10 protein-coding genes and 1 tRNA gene are annotated in these 12,796 nt (G+C 64.4%); 6 read left to right on the top strand and 5 right to left on the bottom strand.

Annotation, left to right across the window (positions count from 1 at the left end; all coding sequences use genetic code 11):
* The first annotated feature begins 241 nt into the window (after positions 1-241).
* The 3 genes from AC1D0P_RS18445 to AC1D0P_RS18435 all read left to right on the top strand — a co-directional run bounded on the left by AC1D0P_RS18445 (position 242) and on the right by AC1D0P_RS18435 (position 5,347).
* Positions 242-2,023, top strand: a complete 1,782-nt coding sequence (locus AC1D0P_RS18445) for an FAD-dependent oxidoreductase (RefSeq protein WP_477678078.1) — start codon at positions 242-244, stop codon at positions 2,021-2,023.
* Positions 2,020-2,220 (top strand): DUF2783 domain-containing protein, encoded by a 201-nt coding sequence (locus AC1D0P_RS18440; RefSeq protein ID WP_477678077.1) that lies wholly within the window; start codon positions 2,020-2,022, stop codon positions 2,218-2,220. The genes AC1D0P_RS18445 and AC1D0P_RS18440 overlap by 4 nt, the downstream gene beginning before the upstream one ends.
* 223 nt (positions 2,221-2,443) lie before the next feature.
* On the top strand, positions 2,444-5,347 hold the full coding sequence (locus tag AC1D0P_RS18435) for a valine--tRNA ligase (protein WP_477678076.1): 2,904 nt from the start codon (positions 2,444-2,446) through the stop codon (positions 5,345-5,347).
* On the opposite strand, the gene AC1D0P_RS18430 is transcribed toward AC1D0P_RS18435, so the two are convergent.
* A complete protein-coding gene (locus AC1D0P_RS18430; RefSeq protein WP_477678075.1) occupies positions 5,334-6,353 on the bottom strand; it encodes an NAD(P)-dependent oxidoreductase in 1,020 nt (339 codons plus the stop codon). The genes AC1D0P_RS18435 and AC1D0P_RS18430 overlap by 14 nt on opposite strands.
* A gap of 126 nt (positions 6,354-6,479) precedes the next feature.
* Between AC1D0P_RS18430 and galU the strand changes: the two genes are divergently transcribed.
* Positions 6,480-7,397 (top strand): UTP--glucose-1-phosphate uridylyltransferase GalU, encoded by a 918-nt coding sequence (gene galU / locus AC1D0P_RS18425; RefSeq protein WP_477678074.1) that lies wholly within the window; start codon positions 6,480-6,482, stop codon positions 7,395-7,397.
* A gap of 41 nt (positions 7,398-7,438) precedes the next feature.
* Here the strand turns inward: galU and AC1D0P_RS18420 are convergent, their stop codons facing one another.
* The 3 genes from AC1D0P_RS18420 to cysM form a co-directional block, all read right to left on the bottom strand.
* Positions 7,439-7,666, bottom strand: a complete 228-nt coding sequence (locus tag AC1D0P_RS18420) for a sulfurtransferase TusA family protein (RefSeq protein WP_092130867.1) — start codon at positions 7,664-7,666, stop codon at positions 7,439-7,441.
* A gap of 85 nt (positions 7,667-7,751) precedes the next feature.
* Positions 7,752-8,285: an NUDIX hydrolase gene (locus tag AC1D0P_RS18415; RefSeq protein WP_436153484.1), complete on the bottom strand. Its 534-nt coding sequence runs from the start codon at positions 8,283-8,285 to the stop codon at positions 7,752-7,754.
* A 107-nt stretch (positions 8,286-8,392) separates the two neighbouring features.
* Positions 8,393-9,295, bottom strand: coding sequence for a cysteine synthase CysM (gene cysM / locus AC1D0P_RS18410; RefSeq protein ID WP_477652732.1), 903 nt, complete (start codon positions 9,293-9,295; stop codon positions 8,393-8,395).
* Positions 9,296-9,334: 39 nt separating this feature from the next.
* On the opposite strand from cysM, the gene AC1D0P_RS18405 reads away from it, so the two are divergent.
* A tRNA-Leu gene (locus AC1D0P_RS18405) sits at positions 9,335-9,419 on the top strand.
* Positions 9,420-9,768: 349 nt separating this feature from the next.
* Positions 9,769-10,818 (top strand): S1C family serine protease, encoded by a 1,050-nt coding sequence (locus AC1D0P_RS18400; RefSeq protein ID WP_477678073.1) that lies wholly within the window; start codon positions 9,769-9,771, stop codon positions 10,816-10,818.
* Positions 10,819-10,832: 14 nt separating this feature from the next.
* Here the strand turns inward: AC1D0P_RS18400 and AC1D0P_RS18395 are convergent, their stop codons facing one another.
* Positions 10,833-12,461, bottom strand: a complete 1,629-nt coding sequence (locus AC1D0P_RS18395) for a methyl-accepting chemotaxis protein (protein ID WP_477678072.1) — start codon at positions 12,459-12,461, stop codon at positions 10,833-10,835.
* Between the last annotated feature and the right edge of the window lie 335 nt (positions 12,462-12,796).

The raw sequence follows: 12,796 nt of genomic DNA, 5'->3' as shown, positions 1-12,796 counted from the left end.
TTGCATAAATAGCGTTAACAGGCCCTGAAACACCATAGACCTGTTGGCGGCAATCGTCTAATTGCCGGAATCAATGCATGAAATTGATAAAAGCTATAAATACGTAAGCATTAATAACAACCATCAATTGCAAGCCGCGCCGTCATAGCGCTTCCGCGCTGGAGAGCCGAGGCTGCGCTCCTCATAATTACGTTATGGTAGATTGATTACGAATAGGTAAACAAGACAAGAGGCGCAGCCCATGCCCGAGACAACACCCATCCATAACAATCCGCCCGCCACCCTGGCCGCCGCTTTCACCAATGGCTATGAGTTCGCCCAGGGCGCGGGCTACACCCTGCCCGAATACCCCTTCGTCGAGCCGCCGGAGCTGCGCACGGGTGAGGTCAAACGCCACGCGGTCGCCATCGTGGGCGGCGGCATCACCGGGCTGACGCTGGCCTGCGCGCTGGCGCAGTACGGCATCAAAGCCGTGCTGCTGGACGAGGACAACACCGTGGGCGTGAAAGGCGCCTCCTCGCGCGGCATCTGCTACGCCCAGAAAACCCTGGAGATCTTCAAGCGCCTGGGCATTTACGAGCGCATCGCGGCCCGAGGCGTGCAGTGGAGCGTGGGCCGCACCTTTGCAGGCAGCGACGAGGTCTACGCCTTCGACCTGCGCCAGCAACAGACACACTCGCTSAGCCGCCAGCCGCCGTTTATCAACATCCAGCAGTTTTATGTCGAGGGTTTCCTGGTCGAGCAGCTGTACAGCCCCGCGCCTGAAGACCGCCTGGTTGACCTGCGCTGGAACCACCGCGTCACCGGCATCGAGCAGAACGAGGACTTCGCGACGCTGCGACKGGAAACCCCGGCCGGCTCGTATGCGCTGGAGGCTGAGCACGTCATCGATTGCAGCGGCTCTCGCAGCCCGTTGCGCGCCTGGTGCGGCGCCACGGTGACAGCGCAGCAAGGAGACGACCGCTGGTGCATTGCCGACGTGCGTTTCAAGAACCCGCCGCCGGTGGAGCGCCACACCTGGATAGAAGCGCCCTTTAACGAAGGCCGGGCCGTCTGGCAGCACCTGATGGCGGACGGCGTCTGGCGCATCGACTACCAGATGCCGCCGCACGCCAAACCCGAAGAAGTCAGCCGCGAGGACGTAGTGCGCGCCCGCCTCAAAGCGCAGTTCAAGAGCCAGGCCGGTCAGCTGCTGGACGACGGCGACTACGAGATCGTCTGGGTCGGCCCCTATGCCTACCGCAGCGAATGCCTGGACAGCCTGCGCCACGGCCGCGTGTTTTTTGCCGGCGACGCGGCCCATGTGATGAGCCCCTTTGGCGCGCGCGGCGGCAACTCGGGCGTGCAGGACGCCGACAATCTGGCCTGGAAGCTGGCGGCCGTGCTGCAGGGCCGCGCAGCGCCCGCCCTGCTCGACAGCTACCACCACGAGCGGCACGAGGCGGCCACGCACAATGTGCGGGTCACCAACCGCACGGCGCGCTTCCTGCGGCCGGCCGACGGCGCCGAAAGGCTGTTCCGCACTGCGGCGCTGAGCCTGGCGCGCGAGCATGTGTTCGCGCGGCAACTCGTCAACACCGGCCGCATGTCCACGCCCAACCACTACACACGCTCGGGGGCCTGCGGTCCCTCCGGCGGCCGCGCGACGCAGAACGTGGGTTTTGCCTGGCCCGGCGGCCGCCCCGGCGAACTGCTGGACCTGCTGGCCTGGGCCCAGGGCCGTTTGCTGCTGCTGGCCTTTGGGGATGTCTCCGCCGCCGCGCTGGCGCGCTTGGCGGCGCTGTCGGTGGAAGCCGGCATCCGCTGCGTGCAGGTGGTCGGCCCCGGCGAAAAAGCCACGGCCGTGGAACACGTGATTGACGACCAGGGCCACCTGCAGGCGACCTGCCACGTTTTCGGCCACGCCTGGGCGCTGCTTCGGCCCGACGGCCATGTCGCCGCCACCGGCGAGAGCGTGGACGCCTCGCTGGTCCACGCGGTGGCCGCCGCGCTGGGCGCGTCCACCGGAAAGGACATCGCATGAAACCCGACAGCCCCCTGAGCACGCGCCTGCATTTCCAGGACGCGGATGCGTTTTACGAATGCCTGCTGGACGCCCACCAGGGCCTGAGCCGCGAGGAATCCGAGCTGCTCAATGCCAGGCTGATCCTGCTGATGGCCAACCAGCTGGGCGACACCGCGGTGCTGCGGGCCTGCGTGGCGGCAGCGTGCAAGACCTGAAAACTTATTCACACCACGCAATACCCTTCCCGGAATGAACCCTTGCCCTCCCCGTTGGGGTGCAATCGGGATGAGTGGGCCGCCCGGGAACGCGACATGGGCTAAGGCCCATGCAAGGGCCTGGGTGGCTCAATCGCCCGATTTCACCCCAACGGGGAGGCAAGGGCGGCCTAGTCGAATAAAATCAGGGTAGTTTCACCCAACCCAAGGCGGCATCCCCTCGATGCCGTTTTTCATTGCCCCCATGACCAACGCTGCCGCCCCCGCCCCTGCCGATACCGCCACCCCCGCCGCAGAGGCCGTCAAAGTCCCGACACCGGGGCTGGACAGCCTGGCCAAATCCTTCGAGCCGGCCGCCATCGAGAGCCGCTGGGGCCCCGAATGGGAGCAAAGCGGCCAGTACGAGCCCACGCTGGACGCGGCCAAACCCTCGTTTTCCATCCAGCTGCCGCCGCCCAACGTGACGGGCACGCTGCACATGGGCCACGCCTTTAACCAGACCATCATGGATTCGCTCACGCGCTACCACCGCATGCGCGGCCACAACACGCTGTGGGTGCCCGGCACCGACCACGCCGGCATCGCCACGCAGATCGTGGTGGAGCGCAAGCTGCAGGGCGAAGGAAAAAGCCGCCACGACCTGGGCCGCAAAAACTTCGTCGCCAAGGTCTGGGAGTGGAAAGAAGAGTCCGGCACCACCATCACGCGCCAGATGCGCCGCATGGGCGACTCGGTGGCCTGGAAGCACGAGTACTTCACCATGGACCCGAAGATGTCCACGGTGGTCACCTCGACCTTTGTGCAGCTCTATGAACAGGGCCTGATCTACCGCGGCAAGCGCCTGGTGAACTGGGACCCGATCCTCAAGTCCGCCGTGTCCGACCTGGAAGTCGAGAACGAAGAGCGCGACAGCTTCATGTGGCACATCGAGTATCCCTTCAGCGACGGCCCGCAGAAAGCGGCCGACGGATCGCCGCTGCGCGGCATGCACATCGCCACCACACGGCCCGAAACCATGCTGGCCGACGGCGCGCTGGCAGTGCACCCCGACGACGAACGCTACAAGCACCTGGTCGGCAAGATGGTCGACCTGCCGCTGTGCGACCGAAAAATCCCGGTGATCACCGACGACTATGTGGACCCGGCCTTCGGCAGCGGCGTGGTGAAGATCACCGGCGCGCACGACTTCAACGACTACCAGGTCGCGCTGCGCCACGACCTGCCGCTGATCACCATCTTCACGCTGGACGCCAAGATCAACGAAAACGGCCCGGTGCAATACCAGGGCCTGGACCGTTATGACTGCCGCAAGGCCGTGCTGAAAGACCTGGAAGAACAAGGCTTCCTCGAAAAAGCCGTGCCGCACAAAAACATGGTGCCGGTTTGCGCGCGCACCGGCGCGGTGGTCGAGCCCATGCTGACCGACCAGTGGTTTGTCGCGCTGAGCAAGGTCAGCGAACAGGACCCGACCGGAAAATCCATTTCGCAAAAAGCACGCGACGCCGTGAGCAGCGGCGAGGTCAAGTTTGTACCCGAGCAGTGGGTCAACACCTACAACCAGTGGATGAACAACATCCAGGACTGGTGCATCTCGCGCCAGCTCTGGTGGGGCCACCAGATCCCGGCCTGGTACGACGAAGACGGCAAGGTCTATGTCGCCACCAGCGAGGAAGAGGCGCAGAAGCAGGCGCCCGGCAAAAAGCTCACGCGCGACGAAGACGTGCTGGACACCTGGTACTCGTCTGCGCTGGTGCCTTTCTCGTCGCTGGGCTGGCCCGAGAAGACCAAAGAGCTTTCCCTGTTCCTGCCCTCCAGCGTGCTGGTCACCGGCTACGACATCATCTTCTTCTGGGTCGCCCGGATGATCATGATGACCACGCACTTCACCGGCCAGGTTCCGTTCAAACACGTGTACATCCACGGCCTGGTGAAAGACGCCCAGGGCAAGAAGATGAGCAAGTCCGAAGGCAATGTGCTGGACCCGGTCGATTTGATCGACGGCATCGAGCTCGCCCCCCTGCTTGAAAAACGCTCGCAAGGCCTGCGCAAGCCCGAGACCGCGCCGCAGGTGCGCAAGAACACCGAAAAGGAATTTCCCGACGGCATCCCGGGCTACGGCGCCGATGCGCTGCGCTTCACCTTCGCCTCGCTGGCCAGCCTGGGCCGCAGCATCAACTTTGACAGCAAGCGCTGCGAGGGCTACCGCAACTTCTGCAACAAGCTCTGGAACGCCACGCGCTTCACCCTGATGAACTGCGAAGGCCAGGACTGCGGGCTTGAAGAGCACAGCAAAGAGCAATGCGCGCCCGGCGGCGAGTTCCACGGCTACCTGAGCTTCTCGCAGGCCGACCGCTGGATCTCATCGACCATGCAGCGCGTCGAAGCCGACGTCGCCAAGGGCTTCGCCGACTATCGCCTCGACAACGTCGCCGGCAGCATCTACCAGTTTGTCTGGGACGAGTTCTGCGACTGGTACCTTGAAATCGCCAAGGTGCAGATCCAGACCGGCAACGACGCGCAAAAACGCGCCACGCGCCGCACCCTGATCCGCACGCTCGAAGCCATCCTGCGCCTGGCGCACCCGGTGATTCCCTTCATCACCGAAGAGCTGTGGCAGACCGTTGCGCCCATCGCCGGCAAGACCGGCAAGTTCATCGGCGTCGCACCCTATCCGCAAAGCCAGCCCGAGAAGATCGACGAAAAGGCCGAGGCCCACGTCGCCAAGCTCAAGACCCTGGTCGACGCCTGCCGTAACCTGCGCGGAGAGATGAAGGTCTCGCCGGCCACGCGCCTGCCGCTGTTTGTGGTCGGCGACAACGCCTTCATGACCGGCGTGGCGCCCGTGCTCAAGTCGCTCGCCAAGCTCAGCGAAGTCAGGGTCTTCGACGACCAGGCCGGCTGGGCCGCCGCGGCACAGTCCGCACCGGTGGCCATCGTCGGCGAAGCGCGCCTGTGCCTTTTCATGGAAGTCGATCTGGCGGCGGAAAAGATGCGCCTGCAAAAGGAAGAGGCTCGCCTGACGGGAGAGATCACCAAGTCCGAGACCAAGCTCGCCAATGAAGCTTTCGTCAGCAAGGCCGTTCAACGGGGCTTTTTTGTGGGCGGCCGCGTGTTCAGCGGATCATGAACTCTGGCTCGGACCATTGGGAGGGTGTTACGCCACCCGGCAAATCCAGGCCCATGGAACCGCTGGGCAACTGGTCCATGCCGCTGTGCGGCACCGAGCCTATAGCCTCATGCATGCGGTGCGCCACATACCAGCTCGAGCGCAGGCGCGCCTCGCGTGTGTGCGAGCCCAGGCGCGGCGTGACGAATAGGTTCTTGAGGCCCTTGAGCGGCGAGGTGTCGCCCAGGAAGCTGGCTTCGGCGCCGTCCAGGATGCAGGCCTCGATGCGGCCGTCGCACAGCGCCGCGGCCAGTGCGGCTTCGTCGAACAGTTCGCTGCGGCTGATGCCTACCCACAGCTGGTTGCGCCTGCAGGCGGCCAGCAGTTTTTCATTCACAAAGCCGCGGAAGCGCGTGGCGTAAAGCATCTGCACCGAGACCGCGTCGGCCTGGCTGACCAGTTCGGGCAAGGACACCGGCTGTATGCGCAGGCGCTCCCAGATCGGCGCCGTGTGGTGCACCGCCGGGTCGTAGCCTATAAGGCGCACGCCCAGGCCGTTCAGCATGCCGGCCAGCGTGTGCGCCGTCGGCGCCAGGCCCAGGATGCCCACGGTGCTGCCGTGCAGCTCCCGGCCCATCTGCGTCGTCGGATGGCGGCGCCCCATCAGGGCCGAGACCAGGCCGCGGCGGTACAGCAGCAGCAGGCTGCTGAGCAGGTATTCGGCATTGGAGCGCACATTGGCGCTGCTGGCATGCACGACCTTGATGTCGCGTTCCTTGCAAGCCTCGAGGTCGGTGTTGTCCGTGCCCACATGCAGGCGGCCCACGGCCTTGATTTTGGGCAGGAAGTCAAGGAATTCTCGCGTCACCACGGTCTGCCGCGGAAACACGATACCCTTGGTCTTGTAGGCGATCTTGCGCAGCGAAATCAGGTCGTCGGCGAGTTCGGGGTGGTAGCCCACGCTGTGGCGGGTCTCGAGCCAGGCCATGGCCTCGGGCACCAGCGCGTCAAGAAGTAAGATGTCCACCCAGTGAGTCCTTTTTTCCCGCAGACCGCAATTCGCGCGGATTGACCACGTCAAGTCGGGCGTTTGTCCGACCTGAAGCGATGTATCAACAACGCAACACTCTAGTCTTTTCCCCGATCAAAGTCGATGCAAAAATTTACATTACACAAAGCAGTGTTCCCGGTGGCCGGTCTCGGCACCCGGTTTCTACCGGCCACCAAGGCCCAGCCCAAGGAAATGCTCCCCGTCGTCGACAAGCCCTTGATCCAATACGCGGTCGAAGAGGCTTACGCGGCAGGCATCCGCCACATGATTTTTGTGACAGGACGCAATAAACGGGCCATAGAAGACCACTTTGATACTGCTTACGAGCTTGAGAACGAACTCGAGGTAGCCCAAAAGCACAAGCTCCTGGACCTGGTCCGCTCCGTCCAGCCCGACGACATGAACTTTTCCTATGTGCGCCAGCCCCGTTCCCTGGGCCTGGGCCATGCGGTGCTGTGCGCCGAGCACCTGGTCGGCCAGGAGGCTTTTGCCGTGCTGCTGGCCGACGACCTGATGGTCGGCCCCCAAGGCGGTAAATCCGTGCTGGCCCAGATGGCCGAGCAGTTCAAGGAAGTGCAGCAGTCCATCCTGGCGGTGCAGGAAGTGCCGCAGGACCAGACGCGCCGCTACGGCATCGTCGCCACCGACGGCGCCAGCACCGGCCTCATGAAAGTGAAGAAAATCGTCGAAAAACCCGCGCCCGAAGCCGCCCCGTCGCGCATGGGCGTTGCCGGCCGTTACATCCTGACGCCGGCCATTTTTGAGCACATCCGCAGCCAGAAGGCGGGCGTGGGCGGCGAGCTGCAGCTCACCGACGGCATTTCAAGCCTGCTCGACAAAGAGAGCGTTTATGCCTTTCAGTACGAGGGTAAACGCTATGACTGCGGCAGCAAGGAAGGCTTTCTGGAGGCCACCGTCGAGCTGGCGCTGCAACACCCCGAGGTGGGCGTGCACTTCCGCAATTACCTCGACAACCTGCAGATCGGCTGGTCGGGCCGGGAACGCCGCAAGCAGGCTTGAGCGGCTTGCGGGTTTGACGGTCTGGCGGCTTGGCGTCGCCTTCAGCGGCGCTTGAGTACGTGGATAAAGTCGCTGCCGGCGACCTGCTGCTCGACCAACTCATTGCCCGTCTGCTTGGCAAAAGCCTGGAAATCCCGGGTCGAGCCCGAATCGGTGGACACCACACGCAACAGCTGGCCGCTCAGCATTTCCGTCAGCGCCTTTTTGGCTTTCAGGATGGGCAACGGGCAGTTCAGGCCGCGGGTGTCGAGTTCTTTGTCGATGTTCATGAAAATCCTTGGGTTGCCGCGATTTTAAGCAAAGCGCAATAGCCCTTTAACGGGCTTTACCCGAGGCGGCGCGGCATGCCCGGTCCTATTCCGTCCTCTTCGCCCATTCCACAAATTCCGGCTCATGCCCCCGCGTGCGCAGCCAGTCGGCTAGCGCATAGCCCGTGCCGGCGGGCCAGCACTTGAGCTTGTCCAGGTCATAAAGCCGGTAATCCACCAGCTCCGGCGAGAGGCTGACCTCCCCCGTGCAGACCGCGTGGTAGGCAATGATGATCTGGTTCATGCGCTGGAAGTCGTAGACGCCGATCAGGTCCAGCGAACTGGTTTCCAGGTTGGTTTCTTCCTTGATTTCGCGCTCAATCCCGCCTTGCGGCGTTTCGCCGGCTTCCATAAAGCCCGTGATCAGCGCATACATCTTGCCCGGCCAGGCCGCGTTGCGCGCCAGCAGCACCTGGCCGTGGTATTCAATCACGGCAGCCAGCACCGGCGTCGGGTTGTTCCAGTGGGTGAAGCCGCAGGCCGGGCAACGCAGCCTGGCCTTTTCGCCGCCGTCCTCCATCTGCGACACCATGGCAAGCGGCGTCGCGCAGTTCGGGCAAAACCGGAATTCATGGGTCATGGTGGGGGATCAAGGTGAGAAGGAAGACAAAAGAAAAGAAACGCGCCCCGCTTACCAGGGTTTCCAGTTTCGAACGCGCATCAGACGGGTAAAAAGAGAGCCGGCCCTCAAGCCGGAAACACTCCAGTAGACAGGTAACGATCGCCCCGGTCGCAGACCACAAATACGATGACCGCGTTTTGGACGGTCTTGGCGATCTCCTGCGCCACCCAGAGGGCGCCCGCGGCCGAGATCCCGGCAAAGATGCCTTCCTCGCGCGCCATGCGCCGGCACATGTCCTCGGCGTCGGCCTGGCTCACCAGCACGAGCTCATCGACCTGGCGCGGGTCATAGATCTTGGGCAGGTATTCCTGCGGCCATTTGCGGATTCCGGGGATGCGCGAACCCTCGCTGGGCTGGGCGCCGATCACCCTGATGGCGGGGTTTTTCTCTTTGAGGTAGCGCGAAACCCCGGTAATCGTGCCCGTCGTGCCCATGGCACTGACAAAATGTGTCACCTTGCCTGACGTATCTGTCCATATTTCGGGCCCGGTGGTCTCGTAATGGATGCGCGGATTGTCCGCATTCGCGAACTGGTCCAGCACCCGGCCCTTGCCCTCTTTCTGCATCTGGTCCGCCAGGTCGCGCGAGTATTCGATGCCCGCGCTTTTGGGCGTCAGGATCAGTTCCGCGCCAAAAGCCTTCATGGTCTGGGCCCGCTCGATGCTCAGGTCCTCCGGCATGATCAGGACCATCTTGTAGCCCTTGATCGCCGCCGCCATGGCCAGGGCAATACCCGTATTGCCCGAAGTGGCTTCGATCAGCGTGTCGCCCGGTTTGATGTCACCGCGCTCCTCGGCGCGCTTGATCATGGAGAGTGCCGGCCGATCTTTGACCGAGCCGGCCGGGTTGTTGCCTTCAAGCTTGCCGAGGATCACATTGCCCCGTGCGGCGTTCTCGGCGGCGTAGATGCGTTGCAGCGCGACCAGAGGCGTTTTGCCAATCGCGTCTTCAATGGTGGGATAGTTCATGACCACACTGTGCCATAATTTGAGGCTTCGCTCATTCCAGCCCGGGTGGTGAAATTGGTAGACGCAGGGGACTCAAAATCCCCCGCCGAAAGGCGTGCCGGTTCGATTCCGGCCCCGGGCACCACGGCTCTTCAGTCGTGGAGAACATCACGCTGCGCCATTGGCCTGCCACAAAATGGTGTTCCCCGATCTCTCTTGAATGCTTCGACGCGCTTGAGCCAAATGATGAGCCAAGGGCACCCATCTTGGGTACCAACAACCATGTGTTMCATGACTGAGCAAGCCGGCACAACTGCGTTGCTTGATTGAATACGCGTCCCTCTAGTAGTCCCTCTAATACCTCGCCGCGAATGGTCCGGCGAAGTTTTGACCCTGCTGCTTGCAACACCATTCAATAAAGCGCATTCTTCCAGCGCGGCCCGGCCCTTTCCCCAATCTGTGCCCCACGCCCCTCGCCGCGCCAGGAGTCCGTCATGTGCACCCTGCATTTGCGTCATTGGCTCTACCTCCTCCTTTCAGGCACTTTGCTGCTGGGCACGGCCCACGCGGCCACGCCACCACCGCCGCCTGCGCAGGCCATGATGGACGCGCTGAACCGGGCCACAACGGCGGTGGTGGGCGTCAAGGTCACGGCGACGGAAGACGCTCGCTCGGCCGAGACGCTGGGCCTGCGGCGTGCCGGTTCGGGCGTGCTGATCAGCCAGGACGGGCTGATCCTGACGATCGGCTACCTGATGCTGGAGGCCGAGCAGATCGAGATCGTGACCCAGGACAACAGGACGCTGCCGGCGCGCGCCGTGGCCTACGACCTGGCCACGGGTTTCGGCCTGCTGCGCCCGCTGCTGCCGCTGCGCAATGTGGCGGTGGCGGCCCTGGGCAGCAGCCGGGATCTGCAGCCGGGCGAGCCGCTGATGGCAGTGACGGGCCCGCAGCCGGACGAGGATGGGGACGTGAGCATGACGCGGCTGGTCAGCCGGCGCGCGTTCTCGGGCAGCTGGGAATACCACATTGAATCGGCGCTGTTCACCAGCCCGCCGGTGCTGGCCAGCGGCGGCAACCACAGCGGTGCGCCGCTCTTCAACCAGCGCGGCGAGCTGATGGGCATAGGCTCGCTGTTCGTGTCGGACGCGACGGGCGAGAACCGCCGCCTGCCGGGCAATATGTTTGTGCCGGTGGACCTGCTGCGCCCCATCCTCGCGGAGCTGCAGCGCGCGGGTTACAGCGCCAAGAGCCGCAGGCCGTGGCTGGGTATCACCTCCAACGACCAGGGCGGGCGCATACAGATCGTGCGCGTAAGCAAGGAAAGCCCGGCGGACCTGGCCGGGCTGTCGGCGGGCGACGTGGTGCTGGCGGTGGACGACGCGAAAGTCGCGACGCTGGAAGCCTTTTACAAAAAGCTCTGGGACCACGCCGCACCGGATGCGGAAATCCGCCTCACGGTGCTGCAGGGTGCCGAGATAAAGACCATCGTGCTGCGCGGCCAGGACCGCATGCAGACGCTCAAAAAGCCGCCGGGTATCTGACCGGCGCCACGGCGCTATGCCGGAAGCGGCGCCGTGCGGTGCAGGTTCTTGCCTATCGCCTGAAAGTGCAGCGCGGCGGACGGCGCGGTTTCGGGTTCCGCGTCCAGCTTGAACTCATCGACGGCGGCCTGCAGCTGCAGCGTCTGCTCGGCCAGCGAGGCCGCGGCGGTGGAGGCCTGCTCGACCAGCGCGACGTTCTGCTGGGTCGCCTTGTCCATCAGCACCATGGCCTGGTTCACGTGTTCGATGCCGTTGCTTTGCTCGACCGAGGCGGCGGAGATCTGCTCGAGCAGGCTGCTCACGCGCTTGACGGCCTGCACGATGTCCTGCATGGTGCGACCGGCCTGGCCGACCAGCTCGGAGCCGTTCTCGACATGCGCCACGGAGTCGGCGATCAGCGCCTTGATTTCGCGCGCGGCTTCGGCGCTGCGCTGGGCGAGGCCGCGCACCTCGCTGGCCACCACGGCAAAACCGCGRCCCTGYTCGCCMGCGCGMGCGGCTTCCACKGCCGCGTTSAGCGCSAGGATGTTGGTCTGGAAGGCGATGCCYTCGATSACGGCGATGATGTCCACGATCTTTTTGGAACTGCCGCTGATGGCCGCCATGGTGTCGACCACCTGGGCCACCACCGCGCCGCCTTGCTCCGCGGTACCCGAGGCGGTGGCCGCCAGCCCGCTGGCCGAGCGCGCATGCTCGGCGTTGAGCCTGACGGTGGAGGTCAGCTCTTCCATGCTGGAGACGGTTTCTTCCAGCGAAGCGGCCTGCTCCTCGGTACGCCGCGACAGGTCGGCATTGCCGGCGGCGATGTCGCCGGACGCCAGGGTGATGGAGTCGGTCGAGGCCTTGATGCGGCTGACCAGGTCGGTCAGCGTGTCTTCCATATCGCCCAGCGCGCCCAGCAGCCGGCCGAAATCGCCGCCGCGTTCGGTGGAGAACTCCTGGCTGAGGTCGCCGGCGGCCACGGTTTCGGCGATGTAGATCGCTTCATTGAGCGGCTGCGCAATGCCGCGGCCCAGCCGCCAGGCCACTGCCGCGCCCACCAGCAAAGCGGCCAGCGCCAGTCCCAGCATCCAGCGCTGCGCCGATGCGATGCCGCTTGCCACAGCCTCGCCGCCGGCCTTGGCCGCCCGTGCCTGCAACTGGGCCAGCGCGACCAGTTCCTGCTGCAGCCGCTCCAGCGCGGGGCCAGCCTCGGCCACCCAGGCGCGAGAGGCCCCGTCGCGGTCGCCCGCTTCGAATTGCCGGGCCGTTTTGGCAAGCGCCTGGGCATGGGCAGCCTGCGCGCCGCGCACGCCGGCCAGCAAGGCTTTCTCTTCGGCAGGCGGTGCGCCGGCCTCCAGCACCGCAAGTGCGTCCGCCATGTTCTTGTCGCCGGCCGCCAGCTGCCGCCGCGCGGCGGCCGCCTGCGCCGGATCGCCCGTGAGGGACAGTTCCAGGGTGGCGCGCGCATTGGCCTGCGATGAAGCGGTCAGCGCCGCCACGGCGCCCGCGCGGGTCCAGGCGTCGCTGCTCAGATCACGGCTGAAGGCGCCGGCGCCTGTCAGCTGGCTCAGGCCCACGGCCAGCAAGCCGCCGGTCAGCAGCAATACCAGGCCAAAACCCGCGCCCAGCCGCGTGCTGATCTTTAAATTGTCCAGTTGCATGGTGTTGTCTCCTGCAAGCCGCTTCCGTCTGAAGGCGCGGGAGAGGCCAAGCTCATGCACGGTATCAAGAAAAGTTCGGGCGCTTGTGCCCGAACAAGACGCAAAAGAGGGCTTTATTTATTGAATTGACAGGGGTTGGTGGCCGGGTCTTGCKCCGGYTGTCCGCGCTTCCTCTGTTCTCTTTGCTGAGGGTTGCTGGCCGGGAGTCGCCCGGCATGCGACTCACTTTTTTTGCTTCGCCAAAAAAAGTAAGCAAAAAAAGGCGACCCGCAGTCTGGGTCGCTTCGCCAAAAAAAGTAAGCAAAAAAAGGCGACCCGCAGTCTGGGTCCCTACG

It is taken from the genome of Polaromonas sp. P1_G2, from assembly GCF_056405515.1.
This window is presented reverse-complemented; position numbering and strand designations above follow the sequence as displayed.